23 protein-coding genes are annotated in these 22,089 nt (G+C 53.2%); 13 read left to right on the forward strand and 10 right to left on the reverse strand.

Features of this window, described 5'->3' with window-relative positions:
* Window position 1: 1 nt before the first annotated feature.
* The 8 genes from sapD to puuA all read right to left on the reverse strand — a co-directional run bounded on the left by sapD (window position 2) and on the right by puuA (window position 8,274).
* Window positions 2–994, reverse strand: coding sequence for a peptide ABC transporter ATP-binding protein SapD (sapD, locus tag ACJHXB_RS15515; RefSeq protein WP_001128858.1), 993 nt, complete (start codon window positions 992–994; stop codon window positions 2–4).
* Window positions 994–1,884 carry a putrescine export ABC transporter permease SapC gene (gene sapC, locus ACJHXB_RS15520; protein WP_001146160.1) on the reverse strand — a complete coding sequence of 297 codons (891 nt, stop codon included), beginning with the start codon at window positions 1,882–1,884 and terminating at the stop codon, window positions 994–996. Before sapC ends, sapD begins: the two co-directional genes overlap by 1 nt.
* Window positions 1,871–2,836, reverse strand: coding sequence for a putrescine export ABC transporter permease SapB (gene sapB, locus ACJHXB_RS15525; protein ID WP_000583281.1), 966 nt, complete (start codon window positions 2,834–2,836; stop codon window positions 1,871–1,873). The genes sapC and sapB overlap by 14 nt, the downstream gene beginning before the upstream one ends.
* Window positions 2,833–4,476: an ABC transporter substrate-binding protein SapA gene (gene sapA / locus ACJHXB_RS15530; protein ID WP_001250213.1), complete on the reverse strand. Its 1,644-nt coding sequence runs from the start codon at window positions 4,474–4,476 to the stop codon at window positions 2,833–2,835. Before sapA ends, sapB begins: the two co-directional genes overlap by 4 nt.
* Before the next feature lie 312 nt (window positions 4,477–4,788).
* The gene (locus tag ACJHXB_RS15535) at window positions 4,789–5,034 is read right to left on the reverse strand and encodes a YmjA family protein (protein ID WP_001015099.1); all 246 of its coding nucleotides are present in this window, start codon (window positions 5,032–5,034) and stop codon (window positions 4,789–4,791) included.
* A gap of 133 nt (window positions 5,035–5,167) precedes the next feature.
* Complete coding sequence (gene puuP, locus ACJHXB_RS15540; RefSeq protein WP_001309476.1) at window positions 5,168–6,553, reverse strand: putrescine/proton symporter PuuP; 1,386 nt, start codon at window positions 6,551–6,553, stop codon at window positions 5,168–5,170.
* Entirely contained in the window at window positions 6,543–6,707 is a 165-nt protein-coding gene (locus ACJHXB_RS15545) for a protein YmjE (protein ID WP_120795382.1), read from the reverse strand. Before ACJHXB_RS15545 ends, puuP begins: the two co-directional genes overlap by 11 nt.
* A gap of 148 nt (window positions 6,708–6,855) precedes the next feature.
* The gene (puuA, locus tag ACJHXB_RS15550) at window positions 6,856–8,274 is read right to left on the reverse strand and encodes a glutamate-putrescine ligase (protein WP_001296746.1); all 1,419 of its coding nucleotides are present in this window, start codon (window positions 8,272–8,274) and stop codon (window positions 6,856–6,858) included.
* Window positions 8,275–8,485: 211 nt separating this feature from the next.
* Between puuA and puuD the strand changes: the two genes are divergently transcribed.
* The 5 genes from puuD to puuE all read left to right on the forward strand — a co-directional run bounded on the left by puuD (window position 8,486) and on the right by puuE (window position 14,056).
* Entirely contained in the window at window positions 8,486–9,250 is a 765-nt protein-coding gene (gene puuD, locus ACJHXB_RS15555) for a gamma-glutamyl-gamma-aminobutyrate hydrolase (protein ID WP_001308626.1), read from the forward strand.
* Window positions 9,251–9,276: 26 nt separating this feature from the next.
* On the forward strand, window positions 9,277–9,834 hold the full coding sequence (gene puuR, locus ACJHXB_RS15560) for an HTH-type transcriptional regulator PuuR (protein WP_001278727.1): 558 nt from the start codon (window positions 9,277–9,279) through the stop codon (window positions 9,832–9,834).
* Window positions 9,835–9,983: 149 nt separating this feature from the next.
* Complete coding sequence (puuC, locus tag ACJHXB_RS15565; protein WP_001009163.1) at window positions 9,984–11,471, forward strand: aldehyde dehydrogenase PuuC; 1,488 nt, start codon at window positions 9,984–9,986, stop codon at window positions 11,469–11,471.
* 1 nt (window position 11,472) lies between these two features.
* The gene (gene puuB, locus ACJHXB_RS15570) at window positions 11,473–12,753 is read left to right on the forward strand and encodes a gamma-glutamylputrescine oxidase (RefSeq protein ID WP_000134848.1); all 1,281 of its coding nucleotides are present in this window, start codon (window positions 11,473–11,475) and stop codon (window positions 12,751–12,753) included.
* Window positions 12,754–12,790: 37 nt separating this feature from the next.
* Window positions 12,791–14,056, forward strand: coding sequence for a 4-aminobutyrate transaminase (gene puuE, locus ACJHXB_RS15575; protein ID WP_000069240.1), 1,266 nt, complete (start codon window positions 12,791–12,793; stop codon window positions 14,054–14,056).
* Window positions 14,057–14,175: 119 nt separating this feature from the next.
* On the opposite strand, the gene pspF is transcribed toward puuE, so the two are convergent.
* Window positions 14,176–15,153 (reverse strand): phage shock protein operon transcriptional activator, encoded by a 978-nt coding sequence (gene pspF / locus ACJHXB_RS15580; protein WP_000852835.1) that lies wholly within the window; start codon window positions 15,151–15,153, stop codon window positions 14,176–14,178.
* A gap of 166 nt (window positions 15,154–15,319) precedes the next feature.
* Here pspF and pspA point away from each other — a divergent pair, with 166 nt between their 5' ends.
* The 8 genes from pspA to tyrR all read left to right on the forward strand — a co-directional run bounded on the left by pspA (window position 15,320) and on the right by tyrR (window position 21,507).
* On the forward strand, window positions 15,320–15,988 hold the full coding sequence (gene pspA, locus ACJHXB_RS15585; RefSeq protein WP_000511025.1) for a phage shock protein PspA: 669 nt from the start codon (window positions 15,320–15,322) through the stop codon (window positions 15,986–15,988).
* 53 nt (window positions 15,989–16,041) lie between these two features.
* Entirely contained in the window at window positions 16,042–16,266 is a 225-nt protein-coding gene (gene pspB / locus ACJHXB_RS15590) for an envelope stress response membrane protein PspB (RefSeq protein WP_001274963.1), read from the forward strand.
* Window positions 16,266–16,625: an envelope stress response membrane protein PspC gene (gene pspC / locus ACJHXB_RS15595; protein ID WP_000907387.1), complete on the forward strand. Its 360-nt coding sequence runs from the start codon at window positions 16,266–16,268 to the stop codon at window positions 16,623–16,625. The genes pspB and pspC overlap by 1 nt, the downstream gene beginning before the upstream one ends.
* A gap of 8 nt (window positions 16,626–16,633) precedes the next feature.
* Window positions 16,634–16,855, forward strand: a complete 222-nt coding sequence (gene pspD / locus ACJHXB_RS15600; RefSeq protein ID WP_001469239.1) for a phage shock protein PspD — start codon at window positions 16,634–16,636, stop codon at window positions 16,853–16,855.
* A 74-nt stretch (window positions 16,856–16,929) separates the two neighbouring features.
* Window positions 16,930–17,244, forward strand: a complete 315-nt coding sequence (gene pspE / locus ACJHXB_RS15605) for a thiosulfate sulfurtransferase PspE (RefSeq protein ID WP_000473128.1) — start codon at window positions 16,930–16,932, stop codon at window positions 17,242–17,244.
* 118 nt (window positions 17,245–17,362) lie between these two features.
* On the forward strand, window positions 17,363–18,760 hold the full coding sequence (locus tag ACJHXB_RS15610; RefSeq protein WP_000825768.1) for a YcjX family protein: 1,398 nt from the start codon (window positions 17,363–17,365) through the stop codon (window positions 18,758–18,760).
* Complete coding sequence (locus tag ACJHXB_RS15615) at window positions 18,757–19,818, forward strand: YcjF family protein (RefSeq protein ID WP_000138728.1); 1,062 nt, start codon at window positions 18,757–18,759, stop codon at window positions 19,816–19,818. Before ACJHXB_RS15610 ends, ACJHXB_RS15615 begins: the two co-directional genes overlap by 4 nt.
* Before the next feature lie 147 nt (window positions 19,819–19,965).
* Window positions 19,966–21,507 (forward strand): transcriptional regulator TyrR, encoded by a 1,542-nt coding sequence (tyrR, locus tag ACJHXB_RS15620; protein WP_001296041.1) that lies wholly within the window; start codon window positions 19,966–19,968, stop codon window positions 21,505–21,507.
* 43 nt (window positions 21,508–21,550) lie between these two features.
* Here tyrR and tpx read toward each other — a convergent pair whose 3' ends face one another.
* On the reverse strand, window positions 21,551–22,057 hold the full coding sequence (tpx, locus tag ACJHXB_RS15625) for a thiol peroxidase (protein ID WP_000084380.1): 507 nt from the start codon (window positions 22,055–22,057) through the stop codon (window positions 21,551–21,553).
* Between the last annotated feature and the right edge of the window lie 32 nt (window positions 22,058–22,089).

The following is a 22,089-nucleotide window of genomic DNA, read 5'->3' on the forward strand; positions in this document are numbered from 1 at the left end:
CTCACTCTTTCTCCATGTTCAGCGGGAAATGACAGGCATAGAGATGATTTTTCGCCCCCGTCAAACGTGGCGTCACAATGCATTCTCGTTGTGCATACGGGCAACGCGGCCCCAGACGACACCCAATCGGTAACTGTTCCAGCAGTGGGATAGCGCCGGGCAGCGTATTGAGGCGACTTTTATGCGGCATCGCGCTGCCGAAGTCTGGTATCGCGCGGATCAGCGCCTGGGTATAAGGATGATGTGGCATTGTCACCAACTCCTTACTTGGCGCGGTTTCCACCGTTTGACCGCAGTAAAGCACGTTAATTTTATCCGCCCATTGGCTAAGCATTTGTAAGTCATGGCTGATAAGCAAAATAGTGGTATTGCTGTTTTGGTTGAGACGCGTCAGCAGGCGAAAGATTTGCGCCTGGGTTGTTGGCTCCATTGAGTTTGTCGGTTCGTCAGCAATCAGCAGACGCGGTTGATTCGCCAGTGCAATGGCTATCATCACTTTCTGACATTCACCTTCGGTCAACTCATAGGGAAAACTGCGCATCGCATCTTTGTGATCTTTAATCCCCACGCGGTGCAGCAGTTCAATGGCACGGCGTTTGCGCCAGCCAAAACGCTGCCACCAACGGCCTTTATAGGTCCAGGCTGGGATGTTTTGCATCAACTGGCGACCCACACGTTCTGAAGGGTCAAGACACGACTGCGGTTCCTGGAAAATCATCGACACGTTGTGACCAACCAGCTTGCGCCGTTCGCGTGCGGAGAGACGCAGCAAATCGATATCATCAAAACGCATACGGTCAGCAGTAACACGCCAGTTATCTTTATTCACCCCACAAATCGCTTTCGCAATCAAACTTTTGCCGGAACCGGATTCACCAACAAGACCGCGGATTTCACCTTCGGTTAAGGTCATACTTACGCGGTCGACGGCTTTAACCCACTCATCACCGGTTTTAAATTCAATGGTCAGGTTACGAATATCGAGTAATGGCATTATTCCACCCCCGCAATAATTGCACGACGGACACCGTCGCCAAGGAGGTTAATCAACAGCACGCTAATCATAATTGCCGCACCTGGCAGCATGACAGTCCACGGGGCGACATAAATCAGTTCCAGCGCATCACCGAGCATCGCTCCCCATTCAGGCGAGGGGAGTTGCGCGCCGAGATCGAGAAAGCCCAGCGCGGCGATATCGAGAATTGCCATCGACAGTGCGCGGGTGATCTCGGTGACCAGCCCGGCGGTGATGTTTGGCATCACAGCAAACCAGAGAATATTCAGCGTTGATGCGCCATCCAGACGGGCGGCGATGACGTACTCTTTTTCCAGTTCGTCATGCACCATGCTGTAAATCGAACGTACCATACGCGGCAGTAGCGCCAGCCAGACGGCAAACATGGCGTGAGACAAACTCGGTCCGGCAAACGCTACAACGATAATTGCCAGCAGCAGGGAAGGGATCGCCAGTAAGGTATCCAGAATATGGTTAAGCACCGCTGAGCGTAGGCCGTGCGTCGCCCCGGCGAAGGTGCCCAGTATCAGGCCGCAGATCGTCGCGGCAAGCGTCACCACAAATGCGCCGCCTACGGTTGGCGCAGCTCCGCTCAGTAAACGGCTTAAAACATCGCGTCCGAGGTCGTCAGTCCCAAGGAAGAAAGAAACTTCGCCATAGCGCGACCATGACGGCGGCAATAATTGATAACCGAGAAATTGCTGATCGATGCCGTAAGGCGCAAACCAGCCGCCAAAAATACACAGTACAGCCAGCCCCGCGCAGCCGTACAGGCCGACCATCGCAGAGGCGTCACTATAAAATTTGCGCCAGGCGGTACGCAGCGTGCCCGGCGGGCGCTTTTCGCTGTATACGCTATCGTAAGGCATACCATTCCTTATGTTTCAGAGGGTTAGCCATGGCACCCAAAATATCAGAAATCACGTTAACAATAATGACCAGTGAACCACACACCATCACTCCGGCGGAAATGGCTGCGTAATCCTGCTGGCGGATGGCGTTAATTAACCAGCGGCCTAAACCCGGCCAGCTAAAAACCATTTCGGTGATCATCGCCAGCGTCAGCATGGTAGAAAACTGTAAGCCCAGGCGAGGAATAACCGGAGGTAACGCGTTATGCAGAACGTGGCGACGCAAAATAGTAAAGCGCGACAAACCGCGGGTCGCCGCTGCTTTAACATAGTTCTGGTCATACACTTCGATAGTGCTGATACGCATCAGTCGGATCACTTCAGTTGTTGGCGCAACCGACAGGGTGATCACGGGCAATATCATATGGCGGATTGCGCTCATGACCATTTCATCCCGCCATGGTGAGTCCGAAAGCCAGGCATCAATCAACGCAAAACCGGTAATCGGTTTCACTTCGTAGAGCAGATCGAAACGCCCTGAAACGGGCAACCAACCTAGCGTGAGTGAACAAAACAGCGTCAACAGAAGCGCCAGCCAGAACACCGGGATTGAAAAGCCCAGTAAGGCGATGGCGTTGATCAAGTTATCCTGCCACTTATGGCGCGTAATCCCGGCAATCATCCCCACGGGGATGCCAACAATCAGCGCAAAACCGAAGGCGAGGATGCACAGTTCCATCGTCGCCGGGAAGACCTCTTTTAACTGTTCGGCAATCGGTTGACCGTTAATGCTGGAAACACCAAAATCCCAGTGGATCAGGCCATTAAACCAGAACACCCAGGCATTCCACAGTGACGCGCCTTGTAACGGCGCGTGTGGAGTGAAATAGCTCAAGCTGAAGCCAACGAAGGTCAGCAGGAACAAGGTGACAATCAATAACAAAATGCGGCGTAAGGTGAAGATAATCATGGTTTTTTCACCTCATCCTGTTTCTCGCGATACACCCCAGCAAAGGAGGCGTTACCAAACGGGCTAAGTACCAGACCTTTGATATCGTACCGATAGGCCTGCAAACGCAATGACGACGCCAGCGGCAAAATGGGCAATTCCTGCGCCAGAATACTCTGCGCTTCGTCATAGGCTTCGATGCGCGCCGCCAGTTGCTGCGAGGAGAGCGCCTTACGCAATACGCTGTCGAATTTCGGATCGCACCAGTGGGCGAGGTTGGTCTGCGAATGAATTGCCGCGCAGCTCAGTAACGGACGGAAGAAACTGTCCGGGTCGTTACTGTCCGTCGCCCAACCGGATAACGTCAGGTCATGGCTCATATCCATCAACCGCGCCTCCTGAAAACGACCTTCTACCGGCACAATCACCACTTTTACGCCAACCTGTGCCATATCCGCCTGAATCAGTTCGGCGGTTTTCAGTGGACTGGGGTTCCACGCCTGCGAACGTGTGGGCACCCACAGTTTCAGCGTTAAGTTTTCCAGCCCCAACGCCTTCAACTGTTCGCGCGATTTTGCCGGATTGTATTCAGTAATTTTAGCCTCGTTGTCATAGGCCCACGAGGCTCGCGGTAAAATAGAGGCCGCCGTTTCAGCCGTACCATAATAGATGGATTGCATCAGACGCTGGTTATTGATCGCCAGTGCCAGCGCATGGCGGACAGCGGGATTATTTAGCGGCGGTTTAGCGGTGTTAAATGCCAGATAGGCGACATTCATCCCTGGACGCAGCGTTAAACGCAAGCGTGGGTCGTCACGCAAAATGGATAGCTGACTGGCAGCAGGCCAGGCCAGAACGTCGCACTCTCCGGTCAGGAGTTTCGACAGACGTCCGGTACCGCCGGAGCCTAAATCCACCACCACCTGCGGCATTAACGGTTTGCCGCGCCAGAAGTCATCATGACGTTGTAGGCGAATAAATTGCCCGGCGCGGTATTCCGACAACTGATACGGTCCAGTGCCGACCGGCTGACGGTCGAGTTGTTCCTGACGATCTTCTTTCTCTAACTTCCGGGCATATTCTGCCGACATGACCGATGCATAATGGGTCGCCAGGTGCCACAAAAAAGAAGCATCCGGCTGGGCGAGTCGGAACTCAACCGTATGATTATCCAGTTTGCGGACGCTTTTCACGTTATCGGCAAATTGCAGGCTGTCGAAGTAGGGGAAGTTGCTGCCGTTGACGTTATGCCACGGGTTGTTGCGGTCAAAAATTCGCTGGAAGGTAAACACCACATCGTCGGCATTCATTTTACGAGTGGGAGTAAACCAGTCGGTTTTTTGAAACGGAACATCGCGACGCAGGTGGAAGCGATAGGTCGCGCCGTTATCGAGAACTTCCCAGCTTTCGGCAAGTTCCGGCATCAGGCGATAGGTATAGGGATCGACATCCAGCAGTCGATCATAAAACTGGGCGGCAAGGGTATCGACAATTAACCCACTGCTCGCTTTGGATGGGTTAAAGGTGTTGACTTGCCCGCTGACGCAATAGACAAAACCGCTGTCGCGGATATCTGCATGCGGGGGGGATTCAGGCGCGGCGATTGCCTGACCACTCACAAGTCCAGCAATCACCAAAAGAGACGATAATACCTGGCGCATAATATTAAGGGATTTTATGTAAAGAGGCTATCTTACTAATATTTAATGACATTTGCCATTACCGTTTGTGTTCAGGGGTCGTAATGAGGGCCGTGTGGTTGGTCGTTGAACAGGTGACGTCGCCATCTGTTCAACATTCGTACCCGTGATTTCTCTATAACTATAACTCACAGAACAACTTAGCGAGGAGCAGAGCGGTACGATCGTGAGAAACCCATTAAAGCACGCTGCAGTGCGTGTCATTTTTAGCCGGATGCGGCGTGAACGCTTTATCCGGGCAACGATACTGACCGAGCGTCTGCAATGAAATAATTACTCATTACCCCATTGATTCAAAAACTCTGCGATCTCATCAATGCGTACGGGATTAATCCCCGCTTCAGCAGCCATTTCATGTTGGGCTTCTTCGCTGATCTCTTCATTGTTCATCAAACGGGTGAGCAGTAACTGGAAGTAGTGGGCCAGCGGTGTGCGTTCAGCGTCGGCGACAGGCTCTGCGCATTCGGTCGCGTACTCATCGGCAATATCAAAATATTTTAGCGGGATATCGTGGTTCATTATTTGCCCCTGGGGTTAATGCGCTAAGCATAAGGGCGGATGATAGCACTCGTGATCCGGGTCATACATCTTTTTATAGTTAATGGCGCGGCGCATTACCCTCAGGCAGGATAATGCGCCGCGCATCCGACTATTACGTTTCGCTCACCGGCGTTCTGTCACCATCATACAACGGCACTTTGCGATAGCGGCGGATCAGATACCACAAATATGCGCCGCCTAACGAAGCCCATACCAGACCGAGTGTCAGTGACGTTGACTCGAGGTTAACCCACAGCACACCCACCGTCAGCGCGCCAACCAGCGGCATCAGCAAATAGTGAAAGTGATCCTTCCAGCTTTTATTCATTCCTTTACGCCGCCAGAAATGATTAAACACCGACAGGTTAACGAAGGTAAACGCCACCAGAGCACCGAAGTTAATCAATGCTGTCGCGGTGACTAAATCAAAGAACAGCGCCGACAGCGCAACAATCCCGACCATAATGACGTTCAGTGCCGGAGTCCGCCATTTTGGGTGCACATAGCCAAACACGCGCTCCGGAAACACATTGTCACGCCCCATCACATACAGCAGACGCGACACGCTGGCGTGCGACGCCAGGCCAGACGCTAACGTGTTCACAAACGTGGTGCAGAGGAAAATCGACTGGAAGAGCTTGCCGCCGACGTACAGCGCAATTTCAGGCAGTGCGGCGTCCGGGTCTTTAAAGCGGCTGATATCGGGAAAGAACAGCTGCATAAAGAACGACGCAGCGATAAAGATAACGCCGCCGTATACCGCCGTCAGGAAGATGGCTTTCGGGATCACGCGTGCGGCGTCCGGCGTCTCTTCCGAAAGCGTGGTCACCGCATCGAAACCGAGGAAGGAGAAACAGACAATCGTCGCCCCGGTAATAATCGGGATCAGGTGCGCGTTCTCGCTGATAAACGGCTGAAGTGACCAGACGGTGCCAACGCCTTCTCCTTTATGCAGTCCCTGAACCACCAGGAAGATAAACACCACCATGATGGAGATTTGCACCAGTACAAACAGGGTATTGAAGTTAGCGACCAGGTTGACGCTCTTCAGATTCGCGGCGGTTAAAATGGCGACGAAGGTTACCACCCACACCCACGGCGGCACTTCCGGGAAGAGGGCGGAGAGATAGATTTTCGCCAACAAAACGTTGATCATTGGCAAAAAGAGATAATCCAGCAGTGATGACCAGCCGACCATAAATCCGACGTGCGGGTTAATCGACTTTTGCGCGTAGGTATAGGCCGAACCGGCCTCCGGAAACTGGCGAACCAGTTTGCCGTAGCTGATAGCGGTAAACAGCACGCCCGCCAGCGCCAGCAAATAGGACGCCGGAACGTGACCGTCGCTAATGCCGGAGACAATACCAAAAGTATCAAATACGGTCATCGGCGTGAGATAGGCCAGACCCATCATCACCACCTGCCACAATTTCAGTGATTTTCGCAGACGGGTTTTGCCAGATTGCGCAGCAATAGTCAGTGGTGAATTAATAGCCATAGTTGCTGCCTCCCCTGCGTAATAAGGTTTGCGGTCGTGTCGACCTGAAATCAAACCTGTTTAGCAAGGGAAGCAAAGGGGGCGGAGTCCAGTCAGTCGCAGGAGGGGCGCATACGCAGCCTCCCTCGCCATGCGGGGATTTAATCATCGGCATCATCTCATTTCCTCGTCACAGTCTTAATCGTTAACGGAAGCCCGTTGCCGCCTGCGCTCCATAACGCGACATCCGGAAAATGTCTGGATTACCAGCAAATGTCAGGCCTGGCTCCGCTCAGGCCGATGAAACAACCCCGCAAGGGGTATTACGCGTTTTTCAACATCCACTCAATTTCTGTTTCTGTGATGAGGCGCTCAAACTGCAACAGCTCATCATTTTTACAGGCGTGATAGACATGGCAAAACCGTTCGCCTAAATAGCGGCGCAGGTGATCATTCTCGATAAACTCACCCAGGGCATCGCTCTGGCGAATCGGGAAGGGTAAGCCTTCCTGTTCCAGCCCGTTACCTTCGACTTCTTCCTGTAATGGCAGTTCGTTATCAAGGCCATGCAAAATACCGGCAAAAATCGCCGCCATCACCAGATACGGGTTGGCATCGGCACCCGCCACGCGATATTCCACGCGGTGATTATGGCGATCGCCGCAGGGAATACGCAGGGCAACGGTGCGGTTGTTATGGCCCCACGACGCCTGCGTCGGCACATACATTCCCGGCTGGAAGCGGCGATACGAGTTCACGTTTGGTGCCAGCAACGCCATTGATGACGGCATCAGGTCAATCATCCCGGCGAGCATCTTTTTCAGCAGCGGCGAATCTTCGCCTTCCGCGTCAGAAAGCACGTTCTCGCCACGATTATTTTGCATACTGATATGGATATGCATCCCGCTGCCCGCGTGCTCTTCATACGGCTTCGCCATAAAAGTGGCGTGCATCTTATGCTTTTCTGCCATCAGACGCACCAGGCGTTTTAGTGCCAGCGCATCATCGCAAGCTTCCAGCACGTTATCGGTATGGTAAAGATTGATTTCAAACTGACCTGGCGAGGCCTCGGCGACCGCGCCATCTGCCGGAATCAGCTGTAACTGCGCCAGCTCATCAATATCATTGAGCACGTCGGCGAAGTGGTTGAGGTTATCAACGGAGTAAACCTGGCTTTGTGTATTGCGGTCATCGGTGCCGGGCGCGCAGGGCGGTTGCAGATACCCTTCAGCGTCGCGCTGGCGATCCAGTAAATAGAACTCCAGCTCTACCGCTACGACAGGGAACAATCCGCGCTGGCGCAGCTGCTGCCACAGGCGGTTAAGAACGTTCCGCGGCTCAACGTCAAAGGGAGCGCCATCTTCATCGACCATGGTCAGAAGCATCTGACCGATAAACTCTGGATCGGCGGCAGAAGGAGTTAAGGAACCGAGAACAGGAACACAGGTACGATCCGGCTCGCCCATTTCCTGACCCAGACCTGCTTCTTCTACTACGTTGCCCAGAATATCCATTGCAAATACCGAGGCCGGGAAATAACACCCTTTCTCGAGCTTCTTCAGGCTTGAAACAGGAATACGCTTTCCACGGAAGCAACCATTTAAATCGGTAAGTAAAACATCAACATATTGTGTATTCGGGTAGCGCTCCAGGTAGCGTTTCACTTCCTGCGTAAAGGCGCTACCCCGCCTCTCTTCTGACTGCTGAACAAAGTTCTCTACTTCAACGATATTGGTTTCCATGATTCTTCGCCTTTGGTTTGTTTTCCGCTCGTTATCAAAGCGTAAAATATAATGACCACTATTCGAATCTGTATGCAAACTAAATGTTTGTCAAATGTTAAATTGAGTTTGCAAAAATGAAAACCCACTGCTAGATTGAAAAAATATTGAACATAAAGGTCATTTAAAGCGCAGTAATGGCGATAATTTAGTCCACTTTGTGAGATTGAGCATGGAAAATATAATGAACAATCCGGTTATCGGTGTCGTAATGTGCAGGAACAGGCTTAAGGGTCATGCGACCCAGACTCTGCAAGAAAAGTACCTGAATGCCATCATCCACGCAGGCGGCTTGCCAATTGCGCTACCACATGCGCTGGCGGAACCGTCGTTACTTGAACAACTTTTGCCGAAACTCGATGGTATTTATCTTCCTGGTAGTCCCAGCAATGTGCAGCCGCACCTATATGGTGAAAACGGCGATGAGCCTGACGCCGATCCCGGGCGTGATCTTCTGAGCATGGCGTTAATTAATGCCGCACTCGAAAGGCGCATCCCCATTTTCGCCATCTGCCGGGGTTTACAGGAACTGGTGGTGGCAACCGGTGGTTCGTTGCATCGCAAGCTGTGCGAACAGCCTGAATTGCTGGAACATCGGGAAGATCCCGAACTGCCGGTGGAGCAGCAATATGCGCCGTCGCATGAAGTTTTGGTTGAAGAGGGGGGATTACTGTCTGCGTTGTTACCTGAATGTAGCAACTTTTGGGTAAACTCTCTGCATGGACAAGGGGCGAAGGTCGTTAGCCCACGGTTGCGTGTTGAAGCTCGCTCGCCGGATGGCTTAGTTGAGGCGGTTAGCGTCATCAATCATCCTTTTGCGCTGGGCGTACAGTGGCACCCGGAATGGAACAGTAGCGAGTACGCGCTTTCGCGTATATTGTTCGAGGGCTTTATCACCGCTTGTCAGCACCATATCGCTGAAAAACAGCGACTCTGACCACTACAGTTTAAGGAAATGCAAATATGAGTGATGAGGGACTGGCGCCAGGAAAACGCTTGTCGGAAATCCGCCAGCAGCAGGGGCTTTCACAACGTCGTGCCGCCGAACTCTCCGGGCTGACTCACAGTGCTATCAGTACGATAGAACAAGATAAAGTCAGCCCTGCCATCAGTACGCTGCAAAAGCTGCTGAAGGTGTATGGTCTGTCACTCTCGGAATTCTTTTCCGAGCCGGAAAAACCTGATGAGCCGCAGGTCGTCATTAATCAGGACGACTTAATTGAGATGGGCAGTCAGGGTGTGTCAATGAAGCTGGTTCATAACGGTAACCCGAATCGCACGCTGGCGATGATCTTTGAAACTTACCAGCCGGGCACAACCACTGGGGAAAGAATTAAGCATCAGGGTGAGGAAATAGGCACTGTACTGGAAGGTGAAATTGTTCTGACGATTAATGGTCAGGATTACCACCTCGTCGCGGGGCAAAGTTATGCCATTAATACCGGCATCCCGCACAGTTTCAGTAATACGTCGGCAGGTATTTGCCGAATTATCAGCGCCCATACGCCCACCACGTTTTAATCTTTTTGTTCTGTAAGCCGGGTAAGCGCAATGCGCCCGGCAATCCATAAAGAATGTCGCCAGAAATAAACGGGCATGCGGCCCGGGGATCTCTGCGCCCTGACGTTCACAAACTGCATATATCTGATAGACGTGAAACAGGAGTCATAATGAATTTTCATCATCTGGCTTACTGGCAGGATAAAGCGTTAAGTCTCGCCATTGAAACCCGCTTATTTATTAACGGTGAATATACTGCTGCGGCGGAAAATGAAACTTTTGAAACCGTTGATCCGGTCACCCAGGCACCGCTGGCGAATATTGCCCGCGGCAAGAGCGTCGATATTGACCGTGCGGTGAGCGCAGCACGCGGCGTGTTTGAACGTGGCGACTGGTCACTCTCTTCTCCGGCTAAGCGTAAAGCGGTGCTGAATAAACTCGCCGATTTAATGGAAGCTAACGCTGAAGAACTGGCGCTGCTGGAAACGCTTGACACCGGCAAACCGATTCGTCACAGCCTGCGTGATGATATTCCCGGCGCGGCGCGCGCCATTCGCTGGTACGCCGAGGCTATCGACAAAGTGTATGGCGAAGTGGCGACCACCAGTAGCCATGAGCTGGCGATGATCGTGCGTGAACCGGTCGGCGTGATTGCCGCCATCGTGCCGTGGAACTTCCCGCTGCTGCTGACTTGCTGGAAACTCGGCCCGGCGCTGGCGGCGGGAAACAGCGTGATCCTAAAACCGTCTGAAAAATCACCGCTCAGTGCGATTCGTCTCGCGGGGCTGGCGAAAGAAGCGGGGCTGCCGGATGGTGTGTTGAACGTGGTGACGGGTTTTGGTCATGAAGCCGGGCAGGCGCTTTCGCGCCATAACGATATCGATGCCATTGCCTTTACTGGCTCAACCCGCACCGGGAAACAGCTGCTGAAGGACGCGGGCGACAGCAACATGAAACGCGTCTGGCTGGAGGCGGGCGGCAAAAGCGCCAACATCGTTTTCGCCGACTGCCCGAATTTGCAACAGGCGGCAAGCGCCACCGCCGCAGGCATTTTCTACAACCAGGGCCAGGTATGCATCGCCGGAACGCGTTTGTTGCTGGAAGAGAGCATCGCCGATGAATTCTTAGCCCTGTTAAAACAGCAGGCGCAAAACTGGCAGCCGGGCCATCCACTTGATCCCGCAACCACCATGGGCACCTTAATCGACTGCGCCCACGCCGACTCGGTGCATAGCTTTATTCGTGAAGGCGAAGGCAAAGGGCAACTGCTGCTGGATGGCCGTAACGCCGAGCTGGCTGCCGCCATCGGCCCGACGATCTTTGTAGACGTAGACCCGAATGCGTCCTTAAGCCGCGAAGAGATTTTCGGCCCGGTGTTGGTGGTCACGCGTTTCACATCAGAAGATCAGGCGCTTCAGCTTGCTAACGACAGCCAGTACGGCCTCGGCGCGGCGGTATGGACGCGCGACCTCTCCCGCGCGCACCGCATGAGCCGTCGCCTGAAAGCCGGTTCCGTCTTTGTCAATAACTACAACGACGGCGATATGACCGTGCCGTTTGGCGGCTATAAGCAGAGCGGCAACGGTCGCGACAAATCCCTGCACGCCCTTGAAAAATTCACTGAACTGAAAACTATCTGGATAAGCCTGGAGGCCTGAAATGACCGAACATACCAGCAGTTATTACGCCGCCAGTGCGAATAAATACGCGCCATTCGACACACTGAATGAGTCGATTTCCTGCGATGTTTGCGTGGTTGGCGGCGGCTATACCGGGCTTTCCTCCGCGCTGCATCTGGCGGAAGCGGGCTTTGACGTGGTGGTTCTTGAAGCCTCACGCATCGGCTTCGGCGCAAGCGGACGCAATGGCGGGCAGCTTGTGAACTCCTACAGCCGCGACATCGACGTGATCGAAAAAAGCTACGGCATGGATACCGCCCGTATGCTCGGCAGCATGATGTTCGAGGGTGGCGAGATCATCCGAGAACGTATCAAACGTTATCAGATTGACTGCGACTATCGCCCCGGCGGCCTGTTTGTGGCGATGAATGATAAACAACTCGCCACACTCGAAGAGCAGAAAGAGAACTGGGAACGCTACGGCAATAAACAGCTGGAGCTGCTGGACGCCAACGCTATTCGCCGCGAGGTCGCCAGCGATCGCTACACTGGTGCGCTGCTGGATCACAGCGGTGGGCATATTCACCCGCTAAACCTCGCCATTGGTGAAGCCGATGCCATCCGCCTGAACGGAGGGCGCGTGTATGAGCTTTCCGCCGTGACGCAGATCCAGCACACCACGCCAGCCGTGGTGCGGACTGCCAATGGTCAGGTGACGGCGAAGTATGTGATTGTCGCCGGGAATGCGTATCTGGGCGATAAAGTAGAGCCGGAACTAGCGAAACGCAGCATGCCGTGCGGCACGCAGGTGATCACCACCGAGCGGCTGTCGGAAGATTTAGCCCGTTCGCTGATCCCGAAAAACTACTGCGTTGAAGACTGTAACTATCTGCTTGATTACTACCGTCTTACCGCCGATAACCGCCTGCTGTACGGCGGCGGCGTGGTCTACGGCGCGCGCGACCCGGATGACGTTGAGCGCCTTGTGGTGCCGAAACTGCTGAAAACCTTCCCGCAGCTGAAGGGCGTGAAAATTGATTACCGCTGGACGGGCAACTTCCTGCTGACCTTGTCGCGCATGCCGCAGTTCGGTCGCCTCGATACCAACATCTACTACATGCAGGGCTACAGCGGCCACGGCGTCACCTGTACCCACCTCGCCGGGCGTTTGATTGCTGAACTGCTGCGCGGTGACGCCGAGCGTTTCGACGCCTTCGCCAATCTGCCGCATTACCCGTTCCCCGGCGGGCGCACGCTGCGCGTTCCGTTTACCGCGATGGGCGCGGCTTATTACAGCCTGCGCGATCGTCTGGGCGTTTAATTTCCGATTAACAGTGAAGAGTCAAAAGGTGTGAAACATGAGCAACAATGAATTCCATCAGCGTCGTCTTTCTGCTACCCCTCGCGGGGTTGGCGTGATGTGTAACTTCTTCGCCCAGTCGGCAGAAAACGCTACGCTGAAGGACGTAGAGGGCAACGAATACATCGATTTCGCCGCAGGCATTGCGGTGCTGAATACCGGGCATCGCCACCCTGATCTGGTCGCGGCGGTGGAGCAGCAATTGCAACAGTTTACCCACACGGCGTATCAGATTGTGCCGTACGAAAGCTACGTCACGCTGGCGGAGAAAATTAACGCCCTTGCCCCGGTGAGCGGGCAGGCTAAAACTGCGTTCTTCACCACCGGTGCGGAAGCGGTTGAGAACGCGGTGAAAATCGCCCGCGCCCATACCGGACGCCCTGGCGTGATTGCGTTTAGCGGCGGCTTCCACGGTCGTACATATATGACCATGGCGCTGACCGGAAAGGTCGCGCCGTACAAAATCGGCTTCGGCCCGTTCCCCGGTTCGGTGTATCACGTACCTTATCCGTCAGATTTACATGGCGTTTCAACGCAGGACTCCCTCGACGCCATCGAACGCTTGTTTAAATCGGACATTGAAGCGAAGCAGGTGGCGGCGATTATTTTCGAACCGGTGCAGGGTGAAGGCGGTTTCAACGTTGCACCAAAAGAGCTGGTTGCCGCCATTCGCCGCCTGTGCGACGAGCACGGCATTGTGATGATTGCCGATGAAGTGCAAAGCGGCTTTGCGCGTACCGGTAAAATGTTTGCCATGGATCATTACGCCGATAAGCCGGACTTAATGACGATGGCGAAAAGCCTGGCGGGCGGGATGCCGCTTTCGGGCGTGGTCGGTAACGCGAATATTATGGACGCGCCCGCGCCGGGCGGGCTTGGCGGCACCTACGCCGGTAACCCGCTGGCAGTAGCCGCCGCGCATGCTGTGCTCAACATTATCGACAAAGAATCACTCTGCGAACGCGCGAATAAACTGGGCCAGCGTCTGACAAACACGCTGATTGTTGCCAAAGAAAGCGTTCCGGCCATCGCGGCAGTACGCGGTCTGGGGTCTATGATTGCGGTAGAGTTTAACGATCCGCAAACGGGCGAGCCGTCAGCGGCGATTGCACAGAAAATCCAGCAACGCGCGCTGGCGCAGGGGCTGCTCCTGCTGACCTGTGGCGCATACGGCAACGTGATTCGCTTCCTGTATCCGCTGACCATCCCGGATGCGCAATTCGATGAGGCAATGAAAATTTTGCAGGATGCGCTGAGCGATTAATAGCCCAACGCAATAATGTCTGATGCGCTGCGCTTATCAGGCCTGCAAACAACGTATTGATTATGTATGCCGGATAAGGCGTTCACGCCGCATCCGGCAAGTTGTATTGCCCAACTTCGCTAAATCTGGTGCTTTTTCAACAACGCGCGGAACTGATGATAGGTTAACCCAAGTAATTCAGCCGCGCGCTTCTGGTTATATTTCCCTTGTTGCAAACTGAGTTGCAGCAACTCTTTTTCCTGCTGCATCTGAAACTCACGTAAATCCAGCGGCAGCGTTGGAAGCGAGGTGGTTTCTGAAACGGCGATAGCGTCTTCAGGCGGACGCCGTTTAAAGGGATCAATAATAATGTCATCAAGCGGATAATCGCTGGTGCCGTGGCGATACACCGAACGTTCCACCACGTTTTTCAATTCACGAATATTTCCCGGCCAGCGATAATTCAGCAATGTTTCTCTGGCGCGCTCCGTAAACCCCGGGAACAGAGGCAGCTTGATTTCCCGACACATCTGAATGGCAAAGTGTTCTGCCATCAGCATAATGTCGCTTTCGCGCTCGCGCAGGGGCGGCAGTTGCACTACATCGAAAGCCAGCCGGTCGAGCAGGTCAGCGCGAAAAGTACCTTCATTGACCATCGCCGGGAGATCGGCATTCGTCGCGCATACCAACCGCACATTCACCTGCAATGGCTGGCTGCCGCCAACGCGCTCCAGTTCACCGTACTCAATCACGCGCAATAATTTCTCCTGCACCATCATCGGTGCCGTAGCGAGTTCATCAAGAAATAGCGTACCGCCGTCGGCACGTTCAAATCTCCCTGGATGACGTTTTTGCGCACCGGTAAACGCGCCCGCTTCGTGACCAAACAGTTCGGAATCCAGCAGATTTTCATTTAACGCCGCGCAGTTAAGGGAAATAAACGGCCCCTGCCAACGGGAGGAGAGATAATGCAGACGGCTGGCAATCAGCTCTTTACCTGTGCCGCGCTCGCCGATGATGAGCACCGGTTTGTCCAGCGGTGCGAGATGCGAAACCTGTTCCAGCACTTCGAGAAAGCTGTTCGCCTCACCGAGTAAATTATCTTTGTATTCTGCCATGATGAAATTCGCCACTTGTTAGTGTAATTCGCTAACTCATCCTGGCATGTTGCTGTTGATTCTTCAATCAGATCTTTATAAATCAAAAAGATAAAAAATTGGCACGCAAATTGTATTAATAGTTCAGCAGGACAATCCTGAACGCAGAAATCAAGAGGACAACATTATGGGTATTTTTTCTCGCTTTGCCGACATCGTGAATGCCAACATCAACGCTCTGTTAGAGAAAGCGGAAGATCCACAGAAACTGGTGCGTCTGATGATCCAGGAGATGGAAGATACATTGGTTGAAGTGCGTTCTACTTCGGCGCGTGCGCTGGCAGAAAAGAAACAGCTGACTCGCCGTATTGAACAAGCGTCGGCGCGTGAAGTTGAATGGCAGGAAAAAGCCGAACTGGCGCTGCTGAAAGAGAGAGAGGATCTGGCGCGTGCGGCGTTAATTGAAAAACAGAAACTGACCGATCTGATTAAGAGCCTGGAACATGAAGTGACGCTGGTGGACGATACGCTGGCACGCATGAAGAAAGAGATCGGCGAGCTGGAAAACAAATTGAGCGAAACACGCGCTCGCCAGCAGGCATTGATGTTACGCCATCAGGCGGCAAACTCGTCGCGCGATGTGCGTCGTCAGCTGGACAGTGGCAAACTGGATGAAGCAATGGCTCGTTTCGAATCTTTCGAACGTCGAATTGACCAGATGGAAGCGGAAGCAGAAAGCCACAGCTTCGGTAAACAAAAATCGCTGGACGATCAGTTTGCCGAACTGAAAGCCGATGATGCAATCAGCGAGCAACTGGCACAATTAAAAGCCAAAATGAAGCAAGACAATCAATAATAACATCCAGGCGGCGTCCGAACGCGCCGCCGCTCATCGTCTAAGGAGTCCTTATGAGCGCGCTATTTCTGGCTATTCCGTTAACCATTTTTGTGCTGTTTGTTTTACCGATCTGGTTATGGCTGCATTACAGCAATCGTTCTGGTCGCAGTGAATTGTCGCAAAGTGAGCAGCAGCGATTAGCGCAACTGGCTGATGAAGCAAAACGGATGCGCGAACGTATTCAGGCGCTGGAATCTATTCTTGATGCAGAACATCCGAACTGGAGGGATCGCTAATGGCGGGCATTAATCTCAATAAAAAATTATGGCGTATTCCGCAGCAGGGCATGGTACGCGGCGTTTGCGCCGGGATTGCCAACTATTTTGATGTACCGGTAAAACTGGTGCGTATTCTGGTGGTGCTGTCGATTTTCTTCGGTCTGGCGCTGTTTACCCTGGTTGCTTACATCATTTTGTCATTTGCGCTTGATCCAATGCCGGACAACATGGCCTTTGGTGAGCAGCTACCTTCCAGCAGTGAATTGCTGGATGAAGTCGACCGTGAACTGGCGGCAAGTGAAACGCGTTTACGCGAGATGGAACGTTATGTCACTTCCGATACTTTCACGTTACGTAGCCGTTTCCGTCAACTGTGAGGAAAGTTATGAATATTCGCTGGCAACAGGCCGGGCAAAAGGTGAAGCCTGGTTTCAAATTAGCAGGCAAGCTGGTACTTCTTACCGCACTGCGCTATGGCCCGGCGGGTGTAGCTGGCTGGGCGATAAAATCAGTTGCTCGCCGACCACTGAAAATGTTGCTGGCCGTGGCGCTGGAACCGCTGTTAAGTCGGGCTGCCAATAAACTGGCGCAGCGTTATAAAAGGTGAGGGGAGTTTCGCAAAAATTGTTAAAGCTAAGGCATATTATGGATGGCAATTTTCATCCATAGAAGGACGCTTACATGTTTAAAAAAGGCTTACTTGCTCTGACACTGGTGTTTTCACTGCCCGTTTTCGCCGCTGAACACTGGATCGATGTTCGTGTTCCAGAGCAGTATCAGCAAGAGCACGTTCAGGGGGCCATCAATATTCCCCTGAAGGAAGTAAAAGAGCGCATTGCCACCGCCGTTCCGGATAAAAACGACACCGTGAAAGTGTATTGCAATGCCGGACGCCAGTCAGGGCAGGCAAAAGAGATCCTTAGCGAGATGGGATATACCCACGTTGAGAACGCCGGTGGCCTGAAAGACATCGCAATGCCGAAGGTCAAAGGTTAACAAATTACTTATTGAGCGGTGTAAACAACGCCGCTTATTCATTTGATAAATCAAAATTAACCCACATTATTATCTCCAGTATCTAATCCTTTCTACAGCTTTCTGGCACAGGACAGCAATGAAGCGACTTAAAAATGAACTTAATGCGCTGGTGAATCGGGGTGTCGACAGACATCTGCGCCTCGCTGTAACCGGACTTAGCCGCAGCGGCAAAACAGCGTTTATCACCGCGATGGTTAATCAGTTGCTCAATATTCATGCCGGAGCACGTTTGCCGCTTTTAAGTGCGGTGCGTGAAGAGCGCCTGCTGGGCGTAAAACGCATTCCCCAGCGTGACTTTGGCATTCCGCGCTTCACCTATGATGAAGGGTTGGCGCAGTTATATGGCGATCCTCCCGCCTGGCCGACGCCTACGCGCGGCGTCAGTGAAATTCGCCTGGCGTTACGTTTTAAATCGAACGATTCGCTGCTACGCCACTTTAAGGACACCTCCACGCTGTATCTGGAAATTGTGGATTACCCCGGCGAATGGTTGCTCGACCTGCCGATGCTGGCGCAGGACTATTTAAGCTGGTCGCGCCAGATGACGGGCTTACTCAATGGTCAGCGCGGCGAATGGTCGGCGAAATGGCGAATGATGTGCGAAGGGCTGGACCCGCTAGCGCCTGCCGACGAAAACCGGCTGGCAGACATTGCCGCCGCCTGGACCGAGTATCTCCACCACTGCAAACAGCAGGGGTTGCACTTTATTCAGCCTGGGCGCTTTGTCTTGCCGGGAGATATGGCAGGAGCACCCGCGCTGCAATTCTTCCCGTGGCCGGATGTCGATGCCTGGGGCGAGTCCAAACTGGCGCAGGCCGATAAGCATACCAATGCCGGAATGCTGCGCGAGCGGTTTAATTATTACTGCGAGAAAGTGGTGAAGGGGTTCTATAAGAATCATTTTCTGCGCTTTGACCGCCAGATTGTGCTGGTGGATTGCCTGCAGCCTCTCAACAGTGGGCCACAGGCATTTAATGATATGCGTCTGGCGCTGACGCAGCTGATGCAAAGTTTCCACTACGGGCAGCGAACCCTGTTCCGGCGTTTGTTTTCGCCGGTTATCGATAAGCTATTGTTTGCTGCGACTAAAGCAGACCATGTGACCATCGATCAGCACGCCAATATGGTTTCATTACTGCAACAACTGATTCAGGATGCCTGGCAAAATGCAGCGTTCGAAGGGATCAGCATGGACTGCCTGGGGCTGGCGTCAGTTCAGGCGACCACCAGCGGCATTATTGATGTTAACGGTGAGAAAATCCCGGCGCTGCGCGGTAATCGACTCAGCGATGGCGCACCGCTCACTGTTTATCCTGGCGAAGTTCCCGCACGTTTGCCTGGTCAGGCGTTCTGGGATAAGCAAGGCTTCCAGTTTGAGGCGTTTCGTCCGCAGGTGATGGATGTCGACAAACCGCTGCCGCATATTCGTCTTGATGCTGCGCTGGAATTTTTAATAGGAGATAAATTGCGATGACCGAACCGTTAAAACCACGTATTGATTTCGACGGTCCACTGGAGGTCGATCAGAATCCAAAATTCAGGGCGCAGCAGACCTTTGACGAAAATCAGGCGCAAAATTTTGCCCCGGCCACGCTCGACGAAGCGCAGGAAGAAGAGGGGCAAGTTGAAGCGGTGATGGACGCAGCGTTACGTCCGAAACGCAGCCTGTGGCGCAAAATGGTGATGGGCGGGTTGGCTCTGTTTGGCGCAAGCGTTGTCGGGCAGGGCGTGCAGTGGACAATGAACGCCTGGCAAACTCAGGATTGGGTAGCGCTGGGTGGATGTGCCGCTGGGGCATTGATTATCGGCGCTGGCGTAGGTTCTGTGGTAACAGAGTGGCGGCGCTTATGGCGCTTGCGACAGCGCGCCCATGAACGCGACGAAGCGCGCGATTTGTTGCACAGTCACGGCACGGGTAAAGGCCGCGCATTTTGCGAAAAACTGGCGCAGCAGGCGGGCATCGACCAGTCGCATCCGGCACTGCAACGCTGGTATGCCTCAATCCATGAAACGCAAAACGATCGTGAAGTGGTCAGCCTGTATGCTCATCTGGTCCAGCCGGTTTTAGATGCCCAGGCGCGGCGCGAAATCAGCCGTTCGGCGGCGGAATCAACGTTGATGATTGCGGTCAGCCCGCTGGCGCTGGTGGATATGGCGTTTATCGCCTGGCGCAATCTGCGTTTGATTAATCGCATCGCCACGCTGTATGGCATTGAACTGGGATATTACAGCCGTTTGCGCCTGTTTAAGCTGGTATTGCTGAATATCGCTTTCGCCGGAGCCAGCGAACTGGTGCGTGAAGTGGGGATGGACTGGATGTCGCAAGATCTCGCTGCGCGTTTGTCTACCCGGGCAGCTCAGGGGATTGGTGCAGGACTTCTGACGGCACGACTGGGGATTAAAGCTATGGAGCTTTGCCGCCCTCTGCCGTGGATTGACGATGACAAACCTCGCCTCGGGGATTTCCGTCGTCAGCTTATCGGTCAGGTGAAAGAGACGCTGCAAAAAGGCAAAACGCCCAGCGAAAAATAATGCAATATCGGGTGCTGACCGGATATCTTTACGCCGAAGTGCCCGTTTTTCCGTCTTTGTGTCAATGATTGTTGACAGAAACCTTCCTGCTATCCAAATAGTGTCATATCATCATATTAATTGTTCTTTTTTCAGGTGAAGGTTCCCATGCGTCTGGAAGTCTTTTGTGAAGACCGACTCGGTCTGACCCGCGAATTACTCGATCTACTCGTGCTAAGAGGCATTGATTTACGCGGTATTGAGATTGACCCCATTGGGCGAATCTACCTCAATTTTGCTGAACTGGAGTTTGAGAGTTTCAGCAGTCTGATGGCCGAAATACGCCGTATTGCAGGTGTTACCGATGTCCGTACTGTCCCGTGGATGCCTTCTGAACGTGAGCATCTGGCGTTGAGCGCGTTACTGGAAGCGTTGCCTGAACCTGTGCTCTCTGTCGATATGAAAAGCAAAGTGGATATGGCGAACCCGGCGAGCTGTCAGCTTTTTGGGCAAAAATTGGATCGTCTGCGCAACCATACCGCCGCGCAATTGATTAACGGCTTTAATTTTTTACGCTGGCTGGAAAGCGAACCGCAGGATTCCCATAACGAGCATGTCGTTATTAATGGACAGAATTTCCTGATGGAGATTACGCCTGTTTATCTTCAGGATGAAAATGATCAACACGTCCTGACCGGTGCGGTGGTGATGTTGCGATCAACGATTCGTATGGGCCGTCAGTTGCAAAATGTCGCCGCCCAGGACGTCAGCGCCTTTAGTCAAATTGTCGCTGTCAGCCCGAAAATGAAGCATGTTGTCGAACAGGCGCAGAAACTGGCGATGCTAAGCGCGCCGCTGCTGATTACGGGTGATACCGGCACCGGAAAAGATCTCTTTGCGTATGCCTGTCATCAGGCAAGCCCCAGAGCGAGCAAACCTTACCTGGCGCTGAACTGTGCGTCTATACCGGAAGATGCGGTCGAGAGTGAACTGTTTGGTCATGCTCCGGAAGGGAAGAAAGGGTTCTTTGAGCAGGCGAACGGTGGTTCGGTGCTGTTGGATGAAATAGGGGAAATGTCACCACGGATGCAGGCGAAATTACTGCGTTTCCTTAATGATGGCACTTTCCGTCGGGTTGGCGAAGACCATGAGGTGCATGTCGATGTGCGGGTGATTTGCGCTACGCAGAAGAATCTGGTCGAACTGGTGCAAAAAGGCGTGTTCCGTGAAGATCTCTATTATCGTCTGAACGTGTTGACGCTCAATCTGCCGCCGCTACGTGACTGTCCGCAGGACATCATGCCGTTAACCGAGCTGTTCGTCGCCCGCTTTGCCGACGAGCAGGGCGTGCCGCGTCCGAAACTGGCCGCTGACCTGAATACTGTACTTACGCGTTATGCGTGGCCGGGAAATGTGCGGCAGTTAAAGAACGCTATTTATCGCGCACTGACACAACTGGACGGTTATGAGCTGCGTCCACAGGATATTTTGTTACCGGATTATGACGCCGCAACGGTAGCCGTGGGCGAAGATGCGATGGAAGGTTCGCTGGACGAAATCACCAGCCGTTTTGAACGCTCGGTATTAACCCAGCTTTATCGCAATTATCCCAGCACGCGCAAACTGGCAAAACGCCTCGGCGTTTCGCATACCGCGATTGCCAATAAGTTGCGGGAATACGGTCTGAGTCAGAAGAAGAACGAAGAGTAAGCGCGAATATGCCTGATGGTGCAACACCATCAGGCATATTAACTTATGCTTTCAGTACAGCCAGAGCTGCTTCGTAATCCGGCTCGGTGGTGATTTCATCCACCAGCTGGCTGAAAATCACATTGTCATTTTCATCAATAACCACAACGGCACGCGCTGCCAGACCTTTCAGTGGGCCATCAGCAATTGCCACACCGTAGGCTTGCAGAAATTCAGCGTTACGGAAAGTGGAGAGGGTGATAACGTTGTTCAGACCTTCTGCGCCGCAGAAACGAGACTGGGCGAACGGCAGATCGGCAGAGATACACAGCACAACGGTGTTGTCGATCTCGGTTGCCAGTTGGTTAAACTTACGTACTGATGCGGCGCAAACACCGGTATCAATACTCGGGAAAATGTTCAGCACTTTGCGTTTACCCGCAAACTGACCGAGGATGACGTCAGACAGATCTTTTGCCACGAGAGTAAAAGTCTGCGCTTTGCTACCCGCCTGGGGGATGGAGTTGGCGACTGTAACCGGGTTGCCCTGGAAATGAACGGTTTGTGACATGATTATCTTTCCTGTTTACATATAGTTAACGT

Origin of the sequence: Escherichia sp. WS3227_2, from assembly GCF_046486495.1 — a bacterium.
Taxonomy (GTDB): Bacteria; Pseudomonadota; Gammaproteobacteria; order Enterobacterales; family Enterobacteriaceae; genus Escherichia; species Escherichia coli.

What these genes read in the sequence shown, in the direction of transcription:
- sapC (WP_001146160.1), bottom strand. Translation starts at nt 1,884, where the DNA reads ATGCCTTACGATAGCGTATACAGCGAAAAGCGCCCGCCGGGCACGCTG.
- pspC (WP_000907387.1), top strand. Translation starts at nt 16,266, where the DNA reads ATGGCGGGCATTAATCTCAATAAAAAATTATGGCGTATTCCGCAGCAG.
- pspD (WP_001469239.1), top strand. Translation starts at nt 16,634, where the DNA reads ATGAATATTCGCTGGCAACAGGCCGGGCAAAAGGTGAAGCCTGGTTTC.
- pspA (WP_000511025.1), top strand. Translation starts at nt 15,320, where the DNA reads ATGGGTATTTTTTCTCGCTTTGCCGACATCGTGAATGCCAACATCAAC.
- puuB (WP_000134848.1), top strand. Translation starts at nt 11,473, where the DNA reads ATGACCGAACATACCAGCAGTTATTACGCCGCCAGTGCGAATAAATAC.
- pspB (WP_001274963.1), top strand. Translation starts at nt 16,042, where the DNA reads ATGAGCGCGCTATTTCTGGCTATTCCGTTAACCATTTTTGTGCTGTTT.
- tpx (WP_000084380.1), bottom strand. Translation starts at nt 22,057, where the DNA reads ATGTCACAAACCGTTCATTTCCAGGGCAACCCGGTTACAGTCGCCAAC.
- puuA (WP_001296746.1), bottom strand. Translation starts at nt 8,274, where the DNA reads ATGGAAACCAATATCGTTGAAGTAGAGAACTTTGTTCAGCAGTCAGAA.
- puuE (WP_000069240.1), top strand. Translation starts at nt 12,791, where the DNA reads ATGAGCAACAATGAATTCCATCAGCGTCGTCTTTCTGCTACCCCTCGC.
- puuR (WP_001278727.1), top strand. Translation starts at nt 9,277, where the DNA reads ATGAGTGATGAGGGACTGGCGCCAGGAAAACGCTTGTCGGAAATCCGC.
- puuC (WP_001009163.1), top strand. Translation starts at nt 9,984, where the DNA reads ATGAATTTTCATCATCTGGCTTACTGGCAGGATAAAGCGTTAAGTCTC.
- ACJHXB_RS15610 (WP_000825768.1), top strand. Translation starts at nt 17,363, where the DNA reads ATGAAGCGACTTAAAAATGAACTTAATGCGCTGGTGAATCGGGGTGTC.
- ACJHXB_RS15545 (WP_120795382.1), bottom strand. Translation starts at nt 6,707, where the DNA reads ATGCCGATGATTAAATCCCCGCATGGCGAGGGAGGCTGCGTATGCGCC.
- sapD (WP_001128858.1), bottom strand. Translation starts at nt 994, where the DNA reads ATGCCATTACTCGATATTCGTAACCTGACCATTGAATTTAAAACCGGT.
- pspF (WP_000852835.1), bottom strand. Translation starts at nt 15,153, where the DNA reads ATGGCAGAATACAAAGATAATTTACTCGGTGAGGCGAACAGCTTTCTC.
- pspE (WP_000473128.1), top strand. Translation starts at nt 16,930, where the DNA reads ATGTTTAAAAAAGGCTTACTTGCTCTGACACTGGTGTTTTCACTGCCC.
- sapB (WP_000583281.1), bottom strand. Translation starts at nt 2,836, where the DNA reads ATGATTATCTTCACCTTACGCCGCATTTTGTTATTGATTGTCACCTTG.
- ACJHXB_RS15535 (WP_001015099.1), bottom strand. Translation starts at nt 5,034, where the DNA reads ATGAACCACGATATCCCGCTAAAATATTTTGATATTGCCGATGAGTAC.
- puuD (WP_001308626.1), top strand. Translation starts at nt 8,486, where the DNA reads ATGGAAAATATAATGAACAATCCGGTTATCGGTGTCGTAATGTGCAGG.
- tyrR (WP_001296041.1), top strand. Translation starts at nt 19,966, where the DNA reads ATGCGTCTGGAAGTCTTTTGTGAAGACCGACTCGGTCTGACCCGCGAA.
- puuP (WP_001309476.1), bottom strand. Translation starts at nt 6,553, where the DNA reads ATGGCTATTAATTCACCACTGACTATTGCTGCGCAATCTGGCAAAACC.
- sapA (WP_001250213.1), bottom strand. Translation starts at nt 4,476, where the DNA reads ATGCGCCAGGTATTATCGTCTCTTTTGGTGATTGCTGGACTTGTGAGT.
- ACJHXB_RS15615 (WP_000138728.1), top strand. Translation starts at nt 18,757, where the DNA reads ATGACCGAACCGTTAAAACCACGTATTGATTTCGACGGTCCACTGGAG.